16 protein-coding genes are annotated in these 18,899 nt (G+C 70.6%); 5 read left to right on the forward strand and 11 right to left on the reverse strand.

All coding sequences use genetic code 11. The features are described from left to right. Nucleotides 1-55: 55 nt before the first annotated feature. The 9 genes from AC30CM_RS16530 to AC30CM_RS16570 are packed head-to-tail and all read right to left on the reverse strand — an operon-like array spanning nt 56 to nt 7,302. Nucleotides 56-796: a rhomboid family intramembrane serine protease gene (locus AC30CM_RS16530; RefSeq protein WP_490117982.1), complete on the reverse strand. Its 741-nt coding sequence runs from the start codon at nt 794-796 to the stop codon at nt 56-58. Next, nucleotides 768-1,748 carry a PLP-dependent cysteine synthase family protein gene (locus AC30CM_RS16535; protein WP_490117983.1) on the reverse strand — a complete coding sequence of 327 codons (981 nt, stop codon included), beginning with the start codon at nt 1,746-1,748 and terminating at the stop codon, nt 768-770. The genes AC30CM_RS16530 and AC30CM_RS16535 overlap by 29 nt, the downstream gene beginning before the upstream one ends. Further along, nucleotides 1,745-2,020: a MoaD/ThiS family protein gene (locus AC30CM_RS16540; protein ID WP_490117984.1), complete on the reverse strand. Its 276-nt coding sequence runs from the start codon at nt 2,018-2,020 to the stop codon at nt 1,745-1,747. The genes AC30CM_RS16535 and AC30CM_RS16540 overlap by 4 nt, the downstream gene beginning before the upstream one ends. 12 nt (nt 2,021-2,032) lie before the next feature. Continuing rightward, nucleotides 2,033-2,446: a M67 family metallopeptidase gene (locus AC30CM_RS16545; RefSeq protein WP_490117985.1), complete on the reverse strand. Its 414-nt coding sequence runs from the start codon at nt 2,444-2,446 to the stop codon at nt 2,033-2,035. 39 nt (nt 2,447-2,485) lie between these two features. Then, nucleotides 2,486-3,529 carry a P1 family peptidase gene (locus tag AC30CM_RS16550; RefSeq protein WP_490118014.1) on the reverse strand — a complete coding sequence of 348 codons (1,044 nt, stop codon included), beginning with the start codon at nt 3,527-3,529 and terminating at the stop codon, nt 2,486-2,488. Continuing rightward, nucleotides 3,529-4,110 (reverse strand): oxidative stress transcriptional regulator AosR, encoded by a 582-nt coding sequence (aosR, locus tag AC30CM_RS16555; RefSeq protein ID WP_490117986.1) that lies wholly within the window; start codon nt 4,108-4,110, stop codon nt 3,529-3,531. The genes AC30CM_RS16550 and aosR overlap by 1 nt, the downstream gene beginning before the upstream one ends. An 11-nt stretch (nt 4,111-4,121) precedes the next feature. Continuing rightward, nucleotides 4,122-4,430 carry an ATP-dependent Clp protease adapter ClpS gene (gene clpS / locus AC30CM_RS16560; RefSeq protein WP_490117987.1) on the reverse strand — a complete coding sequence of 103 codons (309 nt, stop codon included), beginning with the start codon at nt 4,428-4,430 and terminating at the stop codon, nt 4,122-4,124. 53 nt (nt 4,431-4,483) lie between these two features. Further along, a complete protein-coding gene (locus tag AC30CM_RS16565) occupies nt 4,484-5,947 on the reverse strand; it encodes an AMP-binding protein (protein WP_490117988.1) in 1,464 nt (487 codons plus the stop codon). Continuing rightward, nucleotides 5,944-7,302, reverse strand: a complete 1,359-nt coding sequence (locus AC30CM_RS16570; RefSeq protein ID WP_490117989.1) for an SLC13 family permease — start codon at nt 7,300-7,302, stop codon at nt 5,944-5,946. Before AC30CM_RS16570 ends, AC30CM_RS16565 begins: the two co-directional genes overlap by 4 nt. Nucleotides 7,303-7,400: 98 nt before the next feature. Here AC30CM_RS16570 and AC30CM_RS16575 point away from each other — a divergent pair, with 98 nt between their 5' ends. From AC30CM_RS16575 to AC30CM_RS16590, 4 genes are all read left to right on the forward strand, one after another. After that, nucleotides 7,401-8,228 (forward strand): IclR family transcriptional regulator, encoded by an 828-nt coding sequence (locus AC30CM_RS16575; protein ID WP_490117990.1) that lies wholly within the window; start codon nt 7,401-7,403, stop codon nt 8,226-8,228. Beyond that, nucleotides 8,225-9,568 carry a nicotinate phosphoribosyltransferase gene (locus AC30CM_RS16580; RefSeq protein WP_490117991.1) on the forward strand — a complete coding sequence of 448 codons (1,344 nt, stop codon included), beginning with the start codon at nt 8,225-8,227 and terminating at the stop codon, nt 9,566-9,568. Before AC30CM_RS16575 ends, AC30CM_RS16580 begins: the two co-directional genes overlap by 4 nt. Nucleotides 9,569-9,573: 5 nt before the next feature. Then, nucleotides 9,574-11,586, forward strand: a complete 2,013-nt coding sequence (locus AC30CM_RS16585; RefSeq protein WP_490117992.1) for an ATP-dependent DNA helicase — start codon at nt 9,574-9,576, stop codon at nt 11,584-11,586. A gap of 91 nt (nt 11,587-11,677) precedes the next feature. Further along, nucleotides 11,678-13,126, forward strand: coding sequence for a neutral zinc metallopeptidase (locus AC30CM_RS16590; RefSeq protein ID WP_490117993.1), 1,449 nt, complete (start codon nt 11,678-11,680; stop codon nt 13,124-13,126). 14 nt (nt 13,127-13,140) lie between these two features. Here the strand turns inward: AC30CM_RS16590 and AC30CM_RS16595 are convergent, their stop codons facing one another. Together AC30CM_RS16595 and AC30CM_RS16600 are read right to left on the reverse strand one after the other, a co-directional pair. After that, nucleotides 13,141-13,998 carry a Vgb family protein gene (locus AC30CM_RS16595; protein ID WP_490117994.1) on the reverse strand — a complete coding sequence of 286 codons (858 nt, stop codon included), beginning with the start codon at nt 13,996-13,998 and terminating at the stop codon, nt 13,141-13,143. Nucleotides 13,999-14,014: 16 nt separating this feature from the next. Further along, complete coding sequence (locus AC30CM_RS16600) at nt 14,015-16,615, reverse strand: glycosyltransferase family 1 protein (protein ID WP_490117995.1); 2,601 nt, start codon at nt 16,613-16,615, stop codon at nt 14,015-14,017. A gap of 189 nt (nt 16,616-16,804) precedes the next feature. On the opposite strand from AC30CM_RS16600, the gene AC30CM_RS16605 reads away from it, so the two are divergent. Beyond that, nucleotides 16,805-18,898, forward strand: coding sequence for an alpha-1,4-glucan--maltose-1-phosphate maltosyltransferase (locus AC30CM_RS16605; RefSeq protein ID WP_490117996.1), 2,094 nt, complete (start codon nt 16,805-16,807; stop codon nt 18,896-18,898). Nucleotide 18,899: the final 1 nt, after the last annotated feature.

Raw genomic sequence — 18,899 nt, forward strand, 5'->3', positions numbered from 1 at the left:
GCCCGATCCCAGGCGAACGTGTGGCATGCACCTCATCTGGATCGATCGACGCCGGTCAGACACCGATGCGTGGCGTCTGTTGGCGCTTGCGTCGGTCTCTGGTCTCGCGCTCCGGCCCCGACAGCAGGTAGGCGGCGACGACGCCGGCGGCCGCACCGCACAGGTGGCCCTGCCACGACACCCCGAACGTGCCGGGCAGCACCCCCAGCAGCACGCCGCCGTAGACGAAGAGCACGACGACCCCGACGACGATCTGCCAGGCCTTGCGGGTGAAGAAGCCGAACACGATCAGGAACGTCAGCCAGCCGAAGATCAGGCCGGACGCCCCGATGTGGTTGGTCTCCACGCCGGCGGGCGCACCCACGTTGCCGATGAGCCACGTGCCGAACCCGCCGAGGATCCAGATCATGGCGGTGGCGTAGACGAAGCGCGCCATGCCTGCCAGCGTCATCAAGAAACCCAGGACCAGTGCCGGACCGGTGTTCGCGACGAGGTGCTCCCAGTTCGCGTGCAACAGCGGCGAGAACACGATGCCCCACAGCCCGTCGGTCTCCAGGGGGCGAATGCCGTTGGCGTCCAGGCGATGCCCCGTGACACTGTCCCACGCTTCGATCACGTAGAGCAGGGCGACGAAGGTCACCACCGTGGCGCCGCCCACCAACCACGCGGGCCGCTTGATCGGGGCGGCCGCGCCGGACGGTCGGGCAGGCGTGGTCACGGCAGGTGCACCCCGCTCGCCGTGCCCGTGTTCGTCGTGCCCGTGTTCGTCATGCCCACAGCTGCCCTTCCAGCGCATCCTCGGCATCGTCAAGGCTACCGGCGTATGCGCCGGTCGACAGGTACTTCCATCCGGCGTCGCACACCGTGAACACGATGTCGGCCCGCTCGCCGGCCTTGATGGCCTTGGCGCCCATGCCCAGCGCGGCGTGCAGGATGGCGCCGGTGGAGATCCCGGCGAAGATGCCCTCGGTCTGCACGATCTCGCGCGTGCGGCGAATCGCGTCGAACGAGCCCACCGAGAAGCGCGTCGTGAGCACGTCGGCGTCGTACAGCTCGGGCACGAACCCCTCGTCGATGTTGCGCAGCGCGTAGACGCCCTCGCCGTACCGCGGTTCGGCCGCCACGATCTGCACGCCGGGCACGTGTTCGCGCAGGAACCGCCCGACGCCCATCAGCGTGCCGGTGGTCCCCAACCCCGCGACGAAATGGGTGATCTCGGGCAGGTCGGCCAGGATCTCCGGGCCCGTGCCCTCATAGTGCGCGGCGGCGTTGGCCGGGTTGCCGTACTGGTAGAGCATCACCCAGTCGGGATGCTCGGCGGCCAGCCGCTTGGCGGTGGCCACCGCGGTGTTGGAGCCGCCCTCGGCCGGGCTGTCGATGATCTCGGCGCCGTACAGTTCGAGCAGCTGGCGCCGCTCGATCGAGGTGTTCTCCGGCATGACGCAGATCAGCCGATAGCCCTTGAGCCGCGCGGCCATGGCCAACGAGATGCCCGTGTTGCCGCTCGTGGGCTCCAGGATGGTGCAGCCGGGAACGATCAGCCCGTCGCGCTCGGCCTGCTCGATCATGCGCAGTGCCGGGCGATCCTTGATGGAGCCGGTCGGATTGCGATCCTCGAGCTTCGCCCACAGCCGCACGTGCGGGCCACCCCCATGGGCGGGATCGGAATCCTCCCAGCGCGGTGACAGCCGCTGCAGACCCACCAGTGGCGTGTTGCCGAGCGCGTCGAGCAGCGTGTCGTATCTCATGCCCCACCGGCGACGGCGGGCAGGATCGTCACCGAGTCGCCGTCGGCGACCTCGGTGTCCAGGCCGCCGGAGAAGCGCACGTCCTCGTCGTTGACGTAGACGTTGACGAAGCGGTGCAGCTTGTCCCCGTCGACCAGGCGCTCGGTGATGCCCGAGTAGTTGGCCTCGAGATCGGCGATGACGGCCCTGAGGCTGTCGCCCGACGCGCTGACGCGCTTCTCGCCGCCGGTGTGCGAGCGCAGGATGGTGGGGATGGAGACGGTGACGGACATGGGCTTGCCTCTCTAGTACTGCTCGACGATGGTGACGGGTTCCTCGGTGACCACGCCGTCGACGATGCGATAGCTGCGGATCTCGTGCCGTTCGGGGTCGCTGGTGCCGATGAGCACGTAGTGGGCGTCGGGCTCGAAGGCCAACGATATGTCGGTGCGACTCGGATACGGCTCGGTCGCGGTGTGGGAGTGGTAGATGACGACCGGGACCTCGTCGGCCGCCGACATCTCCTTGTGGACGCGCAGCTGCTCCATCGAGTCGAAGCGGTAGAACGTCGGTGATCGCTCGGCGTTCGTCATGCGGACGAAGCGCTCGGGACGGTCGGAGTCCTCCGGGCCCGCGAGCATCCCGCAGGCCTCGTCCGGGTGGTCTTCACGGGCATGCGCCACCATGGCGTCGACCAGGTCGGCGCGGATCGTCAGCACTGCGGTGGAGTCCTTTCAGCCAGGAAGTCGGCCTCGCGTTCAGTCACGGAACGCTCCGGGCAACATGCCACGATAGGTCGGTATTCCTGCGACCGATTCCGCGGCGAGCACGCCGACCATGACCGCCCGCGCCAGGCAGTCCGCGGCCGCGGCGCCGACTGCGGTGGTCAGCTTGGTCTCCGGCGACATCGCCGCGGGCGTGTCGGGGGCGTACGTCGCGGGCTCGACCTCGACGGCGCCGGTCGCCAGCGCGAACACGGTGTCGCCGTCCATCGGGGTGTGCACGGGCCGGATCGTGCGCGCGAAGCCGTCGTGCGCGGCGACCGCGACCCGCCGGCAGGCGGCGGGGCTCAGCGCGGCGTCGGTCGCGACGACGGCGATCGTGGTGTTCAACGGCGAGGCCTCGGCGTGCCGCGCGGCGAACGCCGCCAACTCCTCCTCGGGCGGGGGCACCATGCCGAACTCGGCGGCGTACTCGGCCATCCACGGCAGGCCGGTGCGCACGTCGGCGACGTTGCCCGCCGAGTTCACCGCGACCAGCGCGCCGACGGTGACGCCGATGTCGTCGAGGTGGATCGACGCCGTGCCGAGCCCGCCCTTGAGTACCCCGGCGCGCGCGCCCACGCCCGCGCCGACGGTGCCGACGGCGACGTCGGTGCCCGCGGCCTGGGCGGCGCGCAGCCCGAACTCCGCGGTGGGCCGGCACTGCCACCCGCCCACGGGCAGGTCGAAGATCACCGCAGCGGGCACGATCGGCACCACGCCGCCCTCGAGCGCGACGCCGCGCCCCTGCCCTTCGAGATGACCCATGACGCCGTCGGCGGCCGCCAACCCGTAGGCGCTGCCACCGGTCAGCACCACGGCGTCGACGTAGCGCACGCTGTTGGCGGGGTCCAGCAGGTCGGTCTCGCGCGTCCCCGGTGCGCCACCGCGGACGTCGCCCGCGCCGACGGTGCCCGGCGGTGTCAGTACCACCGTGGTGCCGCACGCCCAGCCGGACCCCAGCGTGGCGTCCGCGTCCAGACGGTGGTGCGAGCCGACCAGGATGCCCGCGACGTCGGTGATGGCGCCCGCGGACGAGATCACTTGCCGCCCATCAGTGCGAGCACGAGGTACTCCTGCAGGACGGTGAGCCACTGGTACACGTCCAGGTGCCCGGCCATGGGGTGTTCGGCGGGCAGGCGTTCCGGACCGCCAGGGCCGATCTCGAGCATGGTTCCCAGCGCGAGCCGGACGTCGTTGACGCACGACGCCCAGCAGTGCGCGTCGGCCTCGTCGAGTTCGAACTTGCCCCCGGCCGCCGGCAGGGTGGCCAACAGTCGATGGGCCGCTTGCCGTTTCGCGTCGATGATCGCGGGTTCGTGCAGGCTGCGCAGCGCCGAGTTGAGGCTCTCGGCGGTGCCGGAGCCGGCAGGGTGATCGCGCGGCGGGCGGTAGAAGTCGGGTAGCAGGCGCCGCATGGTGTCGTCGTCGGGCGGCGCGGAGTTGCCGGTGCGCATTCCGGTCAACTCTTCGAGTTCGTCTCGCGGCGAATCGTTTTCACGGTCCTCGAGCATCTCGACGAGCGAGGTCACCAGGTTCTTGAGCAGAGCCGACTCGTGGGCGGCCAGGGCCGATCGATACCGGGCGCCACCAGGGGTGTCGACGCGCTTCCACTTGCGCACGTGTCGAGGCCTCAGCGATCCTGCTGCATGGACGCCCACAGGCCGGCGGCGTGCAGTTTCGACACGTCGGCCTCCATCGACTCTCGACTGCCCGCCGACACCACCGCCTTGCCCTCGTTGTGCACCTGCAGCATGAGTTTGGTGGCGTGCGGTTCGCTGTAGCCGAACAGCTTCTGGAACACGTAGGTCACGTAGGACATCAGGTTCACCGGGTCGTCCCAGACCACCGTCACCCACGGACTGTCGGGAGCGACGTCGTCCTTCGAGTCGGCACTGCGCTCCTCACGGGTACCCGGACGTGTCCGCGCAGGAGTAGCCATGTCGTTAGGATAGCGAGCCGCCGACGCCCGGGTGAGAGCGCCCGCGACCTGGTCTAGACGGCCGTCTGGGCCAGCGCCTTCTTCTGCACCTTGCCCATGGCGTTGCGCGGCAGGGCCGAGATGAACCGGACGTCGCGCGGCCGCTTGTGCCACGACAGGTCGGCGGCGACGTGGGCCATCAGCTCCTGCGCCAGATCCTCGCTGGCACAGTGCCGTTCGTCGACGACGACGTAGGCGACGATGCGCTGTCCCAGGTCGTCGTCGGCGACGCCCACCACCGCGGTCTCGGCCACCTCCGGCCGCGCCGACAACGATGCCTCGATCTCGCCCGCGCCGATCCGGTACCCACCCGACTTGATGAGATCGACCGATTCGCGGCCCACGATGCGGTGCAGACCGTCGGGGTCGATCGTTGCCAGATCTCCGGTCACGAACCACCCGTCGTCGGTCCAGCACGACGCGGTGACCTCCGGCAGCCCGAGATAACCGTCGAAGAGCATCGGCCCCCGCACGTGCAGCCGGCCCACGGTCTCGCCGTCGTGGGCGACCGGGCTGCCGTCGTCGGCGCACAACCGGGTCTCGGCGCCGGCGACGGGGATGCCCACCGAGCCCGGGTGCCGCGGCTGCGCGCTGCGCGTGCTCAGCGTGATCATGGTCTCGGTCATGCCGTACCGCTCCACCGGGGCGTGGCCGGTGAGGTCGACGAGCCGCTCGAACACCGGCACGGGCAGCGGCGCGCTGCCGGACACCAGCAGCCGCGCGGGCGCGAGTGCCGCCGCGGCGTCGGGTTCCCTGGCGATCCTGGTCCACACGGTCGGCACGCCGAAGTACATCGTCCCGGTCGCGGCGGCGTAGCGCTGCGGGGTGGGCGTGCCGGTGTGCACCAGGCGGGACCCGACGTGCAGCGAGCCGAGCACGCCGAGGACGAGGCCGTGGGTGTGGAACAGCGGCAACCCGTGCACCACCGTGTCCGCCGCGGTCCACTCCCACGCCTCGGCGAGGGCATCGAGGCCCGCCGCGATCGCCCGCCTGCTCAGCAGCACGCCCTTGGGCGCCCCGGTGGTGCCCGAGGTGTAGAGGATCATCGCCGGGTCGTGCACCGCCAGGGCGGTGCCGAGCAGGTCGCGACCGGCGTGGACGCTGGGGTCGGCGCTGGGGTCGAGGGGCTGCGGTGCCAACACCGGTAGCGCGACGTCGGCCCGCGGCACGCCCACCCACACCGTGGCACCCGAATCGCGGACGACGTGGGCCACCTCGGTGGGACCGGCATCCGGCGGCACCGGCACCACGGCCACGCCGGCCAACAGGCTGCCGGTGACGGCGATGACGGTCGCCACGCTCGGTTCGGCGTGCACGGCGACCACCTGGTGGCCACCGAGCCCACGCAGGTCACCGGCGAATCCGGCCGCGGCGGCACGTAAGGCGCTACGCGACATGGGGATCCCGTCGATCACCAGCGCCCGGGGGTCGTCGGCCGCACGTTCGTCGAGCAGCGCGTGCAGCAGCGTGCGGGTCATCCGACCACCATGCCCGGGAGGATGAGCACCAGCGTCAACGCGATCGGGCCGACGACCACCATCGACAGCCCCCACCGCGTCAGCAGCCGGGTCATGCGGGGCCGGGCGGCCGGGTCGACCGTGGTGGCGACGTAGGTGGCACCCACGGTGGAGAAGGGCGAGACGTCGACGATCGACGCGCAGACGCCGATGGCGCAGATGAGGGCCCAGCCGGGGATGCCGCCGTCGGCGATCAGGGGCAGCGCCAGCGGAACCAATGCGGCCAGCATGCCGGTGGTCGAGGCGAACGCGGAGATGAGGCCGGCGGCCGCGCAGAGCAGCACCGCGGCCACCAGCGGCGAACCCAGGTGCACGGCGCTCTCGCCCAGCAGGTCCACGACGCCCATCGTCGTCAGCACGCCGACGTAGGTGATGATGCCCCCGACGAGAAGCACCGAGCCCCAGTCGATTCGGCTCATGGCGGCCTTTCCGGCCGCCGGGTCCAGCAGCGCGGCGACCGCGCCGAGGCCGAATCCGAGGACGCCGATGTCTGGCGTCAACCCCATCAGCGACAGCACCACGACGGCGCCGATCAGGACGGCCATCATCGCGATGGTGACGACCTGGAGTCCGGTCGGCCGGCCCGGCGCGGCCAGGTCGTCGGGGCCGTCGGGTGAGCCGTCGAGGTCCAGCGTCGAACCGCCGTACTCGCCGAGTGCGGCGGCGCGAGCCTCCCCCTCGGCGACCATTGCCCCTGTCAGTGCCGGCTCGCGCCGCACCGCGCGCTTCCTGCGCCCGAACAGGACGTAGGCCACGGCCAACAGCACCACGTTCAACACGAATGCGACGCCGAAGAGCAGCAGCGGGCTCAACGCGATGCCCGCCTCGTTGGCGGTGCCCCACGTGATGATGCCGAACAGGCTGGTCGGAGCGAAGGCGCCGGCACTGAGCCCCGCGCCCATCGCCAGGGCCATCAGCATGGGGTCGATACCGCGCTTGTGGGCGATGCTCATCCCGATGGGGGCCATCACCAAGCCGCCCAGCGGCGCCCCCATCGCGGAAATGCCTGCCGTCAGGGCGAAGAACACGGCGGGGAACAGCGCGTCGCGGCGGCCCACCCTGGCGAGCGAGGCCTTGATCAGCCAGTCGATGGTGCCGTTCGAATGCGCGATGCCGAAGAAGTAGGTGACCCCGACCAGCAGCACCAGGATGCTCAGCGGGAAGTAGCCGATGACGTCGTCGAGGCCGTCCCCGGCGAGCCACAGCCCCACGATGCAGGCCATCGGGAACATCACGATGCCGATGTTGACGTTGCGCCACGCCGACAGCGCGAACACCGCCACGAAGATCCCGAGCGCCACCAGTTGCGCCGTCACGCGTTCCTCCTCTACCTTCGGTCCACTAGGTGGACCACTGGTCTATCTGACGAACCGATGCCGTGTAACCTAACTCACACCGGAAGCCGGAGGCAACCGTGGCCACATCGAGCGTCGTGTCGGCGTTCCGCGTCCTCGAGACCGTCGCCGACCTGCAGCCCGTCGGCCTGTCCGACCTGGCGCGGGCCGTCGCGCTGCCCAAGAGTTCGGTGCAGCGCATCCTGCTGACACTGCAGGAAGTGGGTTGGTTGCGGCCCACCGACACCGCCCCCACCCGGTGGCGGCTGACCTACCGCGCCGTGGCGGTCGTGGGCCGCGCCGGCGGCGGGGAGGGCCTGCGCGACGTCGCGCTACCCGTGCTCAGCGACCTGCAACTGGCCACCACCGAGACCGTCCACCTCGCCGCCCCCGACGGTGACGCCCTGGTGCTGGTCGAACGCCTCGACACCCCACACCGGCTCCGGGCATTCCTCGCACTCGGCGAACGCATCGCCCTCCACGCGTCGGCCACCGGGCTCGCCTACCTGTCGGCCTGTGACCCGGCGTACGTGGCCGACTACCTGGCCGGGCCACTGCCGGCACAGACGCCGGACACCGTCACGGACCCCACCCGAATCATGGCCTTGCTGAACGAGATTCGCGAACGTGGCCACTCCGTCAACGTGGGTGGGCTGTCCAGCGGCATCAGTTCCCTCGGGGCACCGATCGTCGGACCGCAGGGCGCCGTCGCCGCCGTGTCGGTGTCGGGTCCGAGCAGCCGGATCACCCCGGACCGTTTCGACGAGCTGGGCATGCAGGTGCGGACCGCCGCGGAGCGGATCAGCCGGGCGCTGCGCGGCGACCCGGCGGCAGTCCCGACACCCGCCCCGACACCCACCAAACCCGACGCCACTCCGCCGACGCAGTCCACTAGGTTGGGCATGTGATTCAGTCGAATCCGGCTCCGTCGACCTCGCCCACGACGGCGCTGTTCACCGACAAGTACGAGCTGACGATGCTGGCCGCCGCACTGCGCAACGGCACGGCCCACCGACAGACGTCGTTCGAGGTGTTCGCCCGCCGCCTCCCCGAGGGCAGACGCTACGGCGTGGTGGCGGGGACCGCTCGCGTCCTCGAGGCGCTGCCCCGATTCCGATTCGACGACGCCGCGCTGGCCCCGCTGCGGGACTTCCTCGACGAGGACACCCTGACATTCCTGTCCGCCTACCGCTTCACCGGAGACGTCGACGGCTACGCCGAAGGCGAACTCTACTTCCCCGGTTCGCCGATACTGTCGGTGCACGGCACCTTCGCCGAATGCGTGATCCTCGAGACCCTGGTGCTGTCGATCCTCAACCACGACACCGCGATCGCCTCCGCCGCGGCGCGCATGGTGAGCGCCGCGGCGGGGCGACCGCTCATCGAGATGGGGTCGCGACGCACGCACGAGCAGGCGGCCGTGGCCGCCGCCCGCGCCGCCTATCTGGCGGGCTTCACCGGCACGTCCAACCTTGCCGCCCAGAGCACCTGGGGTGTCCCCGCGCTGGGCACCAGCGCCCACGCCTTCACGCTGCTGCACTCCAGCGCCGCGGGTCCGGACGAGCGCGCGGCCTTCGCCGCACAGGTGGCGGCCCTGGGCGTGGACACCACGCTGCTCGTCGACACCTACGACATCACCACGGGCGTCGCCAACGCGATCGCGGTCGCGGGCCCGAAACTCGGTGCGGTACGCATCGACTCGGGCGAGCTGGGCGTGCTCGCCCGCCAGGTCCGCCACCAACTCGACGGCCTCGGCGCCACCTCGACGAAGATCGTGGTGTCCGGCGACCTCGACGAATTCGCCATCGCGGCGTTGCGTGCGGAGCCGGTCGATTCCTACGGCGTAGGCACGTCGCTGGTCACCGGGTCCGGGGCACCCACCGCGGGCATGGTCTACAAGCTCGTCGAGGTCGACGGCGTACCCGTGGCCAAGCGCAGCAGTCACAAGGAGTCGCACGGCGGCCGCAAGCGGACGCTGCGCGTGGCCAAACCCTCCGGCACCGTGGTCGAGGAGATCGTCGCGCCGCTGCGCTCCCCCGCTCCGGCACCCGAGGACGGGCTCGTCGCCCGGGAGGTCGCCATCCCCCTGGTACGCGGCGGTGCCGTCGTCGCCGACACGTCACTCGAGGACGCCCGCGCCCGCGTGGCCGCCGGACTGCGGAGCCTGCCGTGGGACGGCCTCAAGCTGTCGCGGGGCGAGCCCGCGATTCCCACGCGCATGGTCGCCGTCCCCGACCAGAACGGCTGACCCCCATGGCCAAGAAGGCCAAGACCACCGGCCAGGTCACCGGCTTGCTGAGCGCCGCCGTCACCGCGCTCGGAGGCGCCGAGCGCAGCGGCCAGGTCCAGATGGCCGAAGCCGTCGAACGCGCCTTCAGCACCGGCGAACACCTCGCCGTGCAGGCCGGCACCGGGACCGGCAAGTCGCTGGCCTACCTGGTGCCGGCCATCGCGCACGCCGTGGCGACCAACCGCCCCGTGGTGGTGTCGACGGCCACCATCGCCCTGCAGCGCCAACTGGTCGACCGGGACCTGCCCCGGCTGACCGCCGCCCTGGCACCGCACCTGCCCCGCACGCCCGAGTTCGCGCTCCTCAAGGGACGCGGCAACTACCTGTGCCTGAACAAGATTCACGGAGGCGCCGCCGACGAGGCCCCCGATCGGCCCCAGGAGGAACTCTTCGACGCCGTGGCCGCCACGGCCCTCGGACGCGACGTCAAACGGCTCACCGAGTGGGCCTCCGACACCGAGACCGGGGACCGCGACGAACTCACCCCTGGTGTTCCCGACCGGTCGTGGAGCCAAGTCAGCGTGTCGGCGCGCGAGTGCATCGGCGCCACCCGCTGCCAGTACGGCGCCGATTGCTTCGCCGAGAAGGCCAGGGCCACTGCGGGTTCGGCCGACGTCGTCGTCACCAACCACGCGCTGCTCGCCATCGACGCCATCTCCGACGTCAACGTCCTGCCCGAGCACGAACTGCTGGTGGTCGACGAAGCGCACGAACTCGTCGACCGCGTCACCAGCGTCGCCACCGCCGAACTGTCCGCCACCGTGCTGGGCGTCGCGCACCGCCGATCCGCGCGGTTGACCGAACCCGAAGTGGCGCAACGTCTGGAAGCCGCGATCGCCACCTTCACGTCGGTGTTGCACGACGCCACGCCCGGCCGCATGGACTCCCTCGACGAGGAACTGGCCACGTCGCTGACCGTGTTGCGCGACGCCGCCGACAAGGTACGCATCTCGATCGACACCGCTCCCGCCGACCCGAAGGCGGCCGCCGCGCGCAACGAGGCCGTCACCGCGCTGAACGACGTGCGTGACACCGCCACTCGGATCCTGGAATCCTTCGGCCCCGCCATCCCCGACCGCACGGACGTGGTGTGGCTCGACCGCGAGGAAGTGCGCGGCGGTGGGGCGGCAGGCAAGAGCGTGCGCGTCGTCCTGCGGGTGGCACCACTGTCGGTGGCGGGACTGCTGCGCGGTCGCATCTTCGACCATTCCACGGTGGTGCTGACCTCGGCGACCCTGACCATCGGTGGCGCGTTCGACGCCATGGCCCGGTCGTGGGGCATGAAGTTCGGCGACGACGATCCCGGCCTCACATGGCGCAGCCTCGACGTCGGATCGCCCTTCGCGCACACCAAGGCGGGGATCCTCTACGTCGCCGCGCACCTCCCGCCGCCGGGCCGCGACGGCGTCGGCTCGGCCGAACAGCACGCCGAGATCGAGGCCTTGATCGACGCGGCAGGCGGGCGCACGCTCGGGCTGTTCTCGTCGATGCGGGCCGCCAAGGCGACCGCGGAGGTGATGCGGGAGCGCCTCGACACCCCCGTGCTGTGCCAGGGCGAGGACACCACTGCAGCGCTGATCCGGCAGTTCGCCGAGGACGAGGAGACCTCGCTGTTCGGCACGCTGTCGCTGTGGCAGGGCGTCGACGTTCCCGGGCCGTCACTGTCACTGGTGCTGATCGACCGGATCCCGTTCCCCCGACCCGACGATCCCCTCACCACGGCGCGGCAGCGCGCCATCGCCGCTCACGGCGGCAACGGCTTCATGGCCGTGGCCGCCAGCCACGCCGCGCTCCTGCTCGCCCAGGGCGCCGGCCGGCTGCTGCGCAGCGTCGACGACCGCGGCGTCGTCGCCGTCCTCGACTCGCGGATGGCCACCGCACGCTATGCCAACTACCTACGAGCCTCGCTGCCCCCGTTCTGGGCCACCACCGACGGCGCCCGCGTGCGCGCGGCACTGCAGCGGCTGCGCACCTGAACCGCCGATCACGGCGCCGGGACCGGCACCGTTGCCTATCCTGTCGGTACGTGCGCGCCGCCGGTGGCCGCGGGTCGAAAGGGCAACGGCCATGAAGCGAGTCGGGCGGTGGCGGGTCGGCGTCGGCACGGGGCTGGCCATCGCCGCGGCCGGGGCCGTCGTCGCCGGATGCGGCACCACCGTGACGGGCCACGCCGTATCGGTGTTCGCCGATCCGTTCAAGGTGGCGGGCATGCCCGCCGGCGACGGCCCCAGCGGGCTGCGCGACGACGCCGCGGCGCCCACCCGGGACGTGATCGGCACCGACGGTGGGCAGGTCGACCAGTTGGGCCGTCAGGCCGTCAGCGACCTCGAGCAGTTCTGGCAGGGCGCTTACGGCGAGGCCTTCGGCGGCGAATTCAGGCCGGTGGCCGAGGTGCACTCCTGGGACAGCGGCGCCTACGACGGCGTGTTCTGCGGCTCGGACACCGCGGGCCTGGTCAACGCCGGCTACTGCTTCGACGACCGCACCATCGGCTGGGACCGGGGCGAGCTGCTGCCGTCGCTGCGCAATGCCAACGGCGACATGGCCGTTGCCATGGTGCTGGCCCACGAGTACGGCCACGCCATCCAGCACCAGGCCGACCTCGTCACGCCCGACACGCCCACGCTCGTCGGCGAGCAGCAGGCCGACTGCCTGGCGGGCGCCTACATGCGCTGGGTCGCCGAGGACCAGTCGCCGCGCTTCACGCTCAGCACCGGCGACGGGGTGAACAACCTGCTGGCCGCCATGATCGCGTTCCGTGACCCCCTGCTCAACGTCAGCGATCCCGAAGCGGGGACCGACGAACACGGCTCGGCGTTCGAGCGGGTGTCGGCCTTCCAGTTCGGCTTCACCGACGGGCCGTCGTCCTGCAAGGGCATCGACGAGCGGGAGATCGAACAGCGCCGCGGCGACATCCCCGTCCTGCTCGCCGACGACGAGACCGGCGAACTGCCCGTGACCGAGGACTCCGTGCGGTCGATCGTCGACGCCATGGGCATTCTGTTCACCCCGGCCGCGCCGCCGCAGCTGTCGTTCGAACCCCGCGACTGCGCCAACGCCCGGATGCGTTCCCCCGCCTCGTACTGCCCGGCGTCCAACACCATCGTCGTCGACCTGCCCGAACTGGCCGCACTGGGCACGCCGGCGGACACCGACGGCGGTGGTCTGGCCAGCGGTGACAACACGGCGTACTCGATCCTGGTGTCGCGCTACATGCAGGCCATCCAGAAGGAGCACGGCTCGGTGACCCTCGACGACGCCGAGGCCGCCCTGCGCACGGCGTGCCTGACCGGCGTGGCGACCGCGAAGATGTCCCAGAGCGTGACCACTCCGGACGGCAACACCATCGCGCTCACCGCCGGCGACGTCGACGAGGCGGTGTCGGGCATCCTGCTCAACGGCCTGGTGGCCAGCGACGTCAACGGCGACACCGTGCCGTCGGGCTTCTCGCGCATCGACGCCTTCCGTGTCGGCGTGCTCGGCGACACCGACCGCTGCTTCGCCCGCTTCTCCTGAGGCGATTCGTGCGGCTACACCGGCAGGCGCAGCACGTAACCGGACTCGAGCGCGACCCAGAGCGCCCCGTCGGCGGCCACCGAAAGGCCGTGCGGCTCGCTGCCTGAGGGCAGGTCGATGGTGACCACGTCGCCGTCGGCGCTGATCCTGGCGATCTGATCGGCGCCCCACAGGCTCACCCACACCCCGCCGACCGGGTCGGCGACGACGGCGTGCGGCTTGCCCGGCAGGTCGAGTTCCTGGATCGCGTCGTCCATCGGGATGCGTCCCACCTTGTCGGCGCCGATCGCGGTGAACCAGATGGTGTCGTCGTGGGTGGCGCAGATGCCGACGGGACCGGCCGCCCGGGTGGGCACCTCCCGCGTGGTGAGCGTACCCGCCGCGTCGATCCTGCCGATCGCGTTGGCCCGGTTCATCGTGAACCACGTGGCACCGTCGGGGCCCGCCGTGATCATCGACGGCATGCCCCCGACGGGCCACTGGTCCACCAGGCCACCCTCGAGGTCACCCACGATGCGCCCCACGGTGCCCGCACCGGTCGTCGTGAACCACACGTTGCCGTCCGCGCCGACGGCGATGCCGAAGGGCGCACTGCCGCTGGGCAATTCGATCATCGACTGGGCACCGTCGACCGTGATGCGCCCGATCGCGTCGTCGCCGGCGCGGGTGAACCAGAGCGCGCCGTCGGACGCCGCCGTGATCTGCGACGGCTTGCTGCCGTCCCCCACCGGGAACGTCCGTGCGGTGCCGGTCGCGGTGACGCGCGCGACGGCGCCGCCATGGACCAGCGTCACCCAGGCCGCACCGTCCGGGCCCGCCGCGACGGCGTACGGCCCACCGTCGAGGGCCACCTCGAGGATGCGGCTACTCACCGGCTCGATCGCCCCATCACGCCAGCGTGACCAGCCCGAGTTCGTCGTCGGCCGCCAGCAGCGGATGATGCGGCAGCACGCGCACCGTGTACCCGACCGGGCCCGCGATCGGCAGCGGGGTCGTGGTGGTGAACACCTCGAGCCCGCCGTCGACGCTGCCGGTGTGCGTCATGGGGTAGGTCTCGGGCGCCACCAGGTCGTCGCCCGCGTCGACGCGTCCCACCACGGCCTGCACCGTGACTTCGTCCGGCGTCAACCCGGCCAGCCGGACCGTGGCCGTCAGGGTCAGCTCGGAGCCCAGCAGTGGGGTGTCGGGCAGGCCATAGCTGTCCACCTCGGCGATTTCGATCTTCGGCCACGCCTCCTCCGCACGTCGCCGAAAGTCGGCCAGGCCCCGCGCGGCGCCGAAGGGCACCCCGTCGACGTCCTCGATGGTGCGGTGCAGCGACCGCGCCGCGGGCACGTAGTACTGCTCGGTGTAGTCCCGCACCATCCTCGATGCCAGCACCTTGGGCCCGAGCACCTGCAGCGTGTGCCGCACCATCTCGACCCACCGCGTCGGCACGCCGTGCTCGTCGCGCTCGTAGAACTTCGGCGTCACCGCGTTGGCCAACAGGTCGTACAGCGCGGCGGCCTCGAGGTCGTCGCGACGCGATTCGTCGAGCCCGTCGGCCGTCGGGATCTCCCAGCCGTTCTCGCCGTCGTACCACTCGTCCCACCACCCGTCGCGGATCGAGAGGTTCAGACCGCCGTTGAGCGCGCTCTTCATGCCCGACGTACCGCATGCCTCCAACGGGCGCAGCGGGTTGTTCAGCCAGACGTCGCAGCCCCAGTACAGCAGCCTTGCCATCGACATGTCGTAGTCGGGCAGGAACGCGATCCGGTGGCGCACCTCGGGGCGGTCGGCGAACCGGACCACCTGCTGGATGAGCGCCTTGCCGCCGTCGTCGGCGGGGTGCGACTTGCCCGCGACGATCAGCTGGACGGGACGCTGCTCGTCGAGCAGCAAGGCCTCGAGCCGCTCGGGGTCGCGCAACATCAGCGTCAGCCGCTTGTAGGTGGGCACGCGTCGCGCGAACCCGATGGTCAGCACACCGGGATCGAAAGCCTTGGCGATCCAACCCAATTCGGCTTCGGCGGCACCGCGTTCCAACCAGGACCTGCGCAGCCGGTCCCGGACGTCGGCGATCAGCAGCTCCCGCAGCTGCGAGCGGATCCACCACAGGTGTCCCGGATCGACCTGCTGCAGCCGCTGCCAGGTGTCGGGTTCACTCAGGGAGCCCAGGTCGTCACTGCCCAGCAGTTCGCGGCCGAGCTGCACCCACTGCGGTGCCGCCCACGTGGGCGCGTGCACGCCGTTGGTGATGGAGCCGATGGGCACCTCGTCGGCGTCGAAACCTTGCCACAGCTCGTTGAACATGCCGCGGCTCACGTGACCGTGCAGCAGCGAGACGCCGTTGGCCCGCTGGGCCAACCGGAGTCCCATGTGCGCCATGTTGAACTTGGTGGGGTCGTCCTCAGCGCCGAATGCGAGGATCCGGTCCACCGAAACACCCGGCAGCAGAGCGTCGTTCGAACCGGTGCCACCGAAGTAGCGTTCGACGAGTTCCCGTGGGAACCGGTCGATGCCCGCGGGCACCGGCGTGTGCGTGGTGAACACCGTCGAGGAGCGCACCACTGCCAGCGCCGTGTCGAAGTCCAAGCCGCCGTCGGTGACCAGCTCGCGAATGCGCTCGGTACCGAGGAAGCCGGCATGCCCCTCGTTCATGTGGAAGACCTGCGGTTCGGGCAGCCCCTCCACCGCGGTGAAGGCGCGGATGGCGCGGATGCCGCCGATGCCGGCCAGGATCTCCTGCTTGATGCGGTGTTCCTGGTCGCCGCCGTAGAGCCGGTCGGTGACGCTGCGCAGTTCGTGATCGTTCTCGGGGATGTCGGAATCCAAGAGCAGCAGCGGGATTCGCCCGACCTGTGCGATCCACACCCGGGCGTGGAGTTCCCCGTCGGGGATGGCCAGCCGCACCAGGACGGTCTGCCCGTCGGCGTCGGTCAGCAGCCGCAACGGCAGTCCCTGCGGGTCGAGTGACGGGTAGTTCTCGTGCTGCCACCCGTCGGCCGTCAGCGACTGCCGGAAGTAGCCGGAGCGGTAGTAGAGCCCCACGGCGATCAGGGGCAGACCGAGGTCGGACGCCGACTTGAGATGGTCGCCCGCCAGGATGCCCAAACCGCCCGAGTAGTTGGGCAGCACCTCGGCCACGCCGAACTCCATCGAGAAGTACGCGATGCCGGTGGGCCACGAGGCGCCCCCGGACGCGTTGCCCTGCATCTCCTGGTACCACCGCGGACTGTTCAGGTAGTCGTCGAGGTCGGCGGCGAGGTTGTCGAGCCGCAGCAGGAAGTCACCGTCGGTGGCGAGGTGGTCGAGCCGCTTGGGGCTGACCGCTCCGAGGAGCGCCACCGGGTCGGCCCCCACCTGACGCCAGAGGTCGGGGTCGATGCTGGCGAACAGGTCTTGGGTCGGCTTGTCCCAGGACCAGCGGAGGTTGACCGACAACCGTTCGAGCGCTGCGAGACGCTCGGGCAGGTGGGCGCGGACGGTGAACCGGCGAAGGGCTTTCACGCGGATTCACCTTACTAAGGTTTCGCGCCGTGCGAGCCCGCCACGACGGGATCACATCATCTCCGGAGGTCCCGCGATGTTGTGTCGGACACTACGGTGGGTATAGAGCGCGACAGAGACTTTTCAGGCTGTTCAGGAACGAAACGTCACCGCGCGGCCGTACCGGTCGCGCCTGCGTAAGGAGTTTTGGTGGTCGCCGGTCGAATCGGAATCGATGACGTCGCGCCCGTGGTCTCGAATGGGCGGTTCCCCGCCAAGGCCGTGGTGGGCGAGGTGGTGCCGGTCAGCGCCGCCGTCTGGCGGGAAGGCCACGACGCGGTTGCCGCGACCCTGGTGGTGCGCTACCACGGCACTTCGTACCCGGCGCTGGCCGACGCTCCCCCGGGCTTGCAGTCGCCGGAGGCGGAACCCGTGCCCATCGAGAACATCGTCACCCCGTCGCCCAAGGTCAAGCCACAGCACCTCCCGATGACGCTCGGGCGCGAACCGGACGTGTTCCACGGCAGCTTCACCCCCGACACGGTCGGGCTGTACACCTACCGGGTCGACGGCTGGGGAGATCCGCTGAGCACGTGGCGCAAGGCCGTCACCGCCAAGCTCGACGCCGGCCAGAGCGAGGCCGAGCTGGACAACGACCTCCTCGTCGGCGCGCAACTGCTGGAACGCGCTGCCACGGGCGTCCCGCGCCAGGACCGCTATCCGCTGATCGAGGCCGCGGCCCGACTGCGCGAGCCCGGGGACCCGTTCGTCCGCGCGGGCGAAGCGCTCGGCACCGCGGTGGCCGAGTTGCTGCGGCAGTATCCACTGCGCGAACTCATCACGCGCGGTGAGCAATACGGCGTCTGGGTGGACCGTCCGCTGGCCCGGTTCAGCGCCTGGTATGAGCTGTTCCCCAGGTCCACGGGCGGCTGGGACGCCGACGGGCACCCCGTCCACGGCACCTTCGCCACCGCCGCGCAGGCCCTCCCCCGCGTGGCACGGATGGGTTTCGACATCGTCTACTTGCCGCCCATCCATCCCATCGGCAAGGTGCACCGCAAGGGCAGGAACAACAGCGTGACGGCCGAACCCGGCGACGTGGGATCGCCGTGGGCCATCGGCAGCAAGAAGGGTGGCCACGACGCGGTGCATCCCAAGCTCGGGACCATCGACGACTTCGACGCGTTCGTCGCCGCAGCCCGCGACAACGGCCTCGAGGTGGCCCTCGACCTCGCCTTGCAGTGCGCGCCCGACCATCCGTGGGCCAAGGACCACCCGGAGTGGTTCACGGTGCTGCCCGACGGCACCATCGCCTACGCCGAGAATCCGCCCAAGAAGTACCAGGACATCTATCCGCTCAACTTCGACAACGACCCGGCCGGGCTCTACGCCGAGGTGCTGCGCGTGGTGAAGTACTGGGTGTCGCACGGCGTCAAGGTCTTTCGTGTCGACAACCCTCATACGAAGCCGCCGAACTTCTGGGCCTGGCTGATCGGGGAGGTGAAGCGCACCGACCCGGACGTGCTGTTCCTGGCCGAGGCGTTCACGCGGCCCGCGCGCCTCTTCGGCCTGGCCAAGCTGGGCTTCACGCAGTCCTACACGTACTACACGTGGCGCACCGCGAAGTGGGAGCTGACCGAGTTCGGCGAGTCGATCGCCGAGCACGCCGACTACTCGCGACAGAGCCTGTGGACCAACACGCCCGACATCCTCCACGAGAGCCTGCAGCACGGCGGTCCGGGGATGTTCGCCATCCGGGCGGTGATGGCCGCGACCATGAGCCCTACGTGGGGCGTCTACTCGGGGTACGAACTGTTCGAGGGCACCGCCGTGCGCGAGGGCAGCGAGGAGTACCTGAACTCCGAGAAGTACGAGCTGCGGCCCCGCGACTTCGAGGGGGCATTGGCCAAGGGCGAGTCGTTGGAGCCATTCCTGGCCCGGCTCAACGAGATCCGTCGCCTCCACCCGGCACTGGCCCAGCTGCGCACCATCACGTTCCACACCATCGACAACGACGCGCTGCTGGCCTACAGCAAGTTCGACCCGGTCACCGGGGACTGCGTCCTGGTGGTGGTGACGCTGAACGCGTTCGCACCCGAGGAGGCGACGTTGTGGCTGGACATGGCCGCATTGGGTATGCACGACTGGGACCGGTTCTGGGTCCGTGACGAGATCACGGGCGACGAGTACCAGTGGGGCCAGTCCAACTACGTGCGCATCGATCCCGCCCGGGCGGTGGCGCACGTCCTGAACATGCCGTCGATCTCCGACGAGAAGCGGCTCAACCTGTTGCGGAGGGAGTGAC

This window comes from Mycobacterium sp. DHQP2018-32-09 (assembly GCF_058148405.1).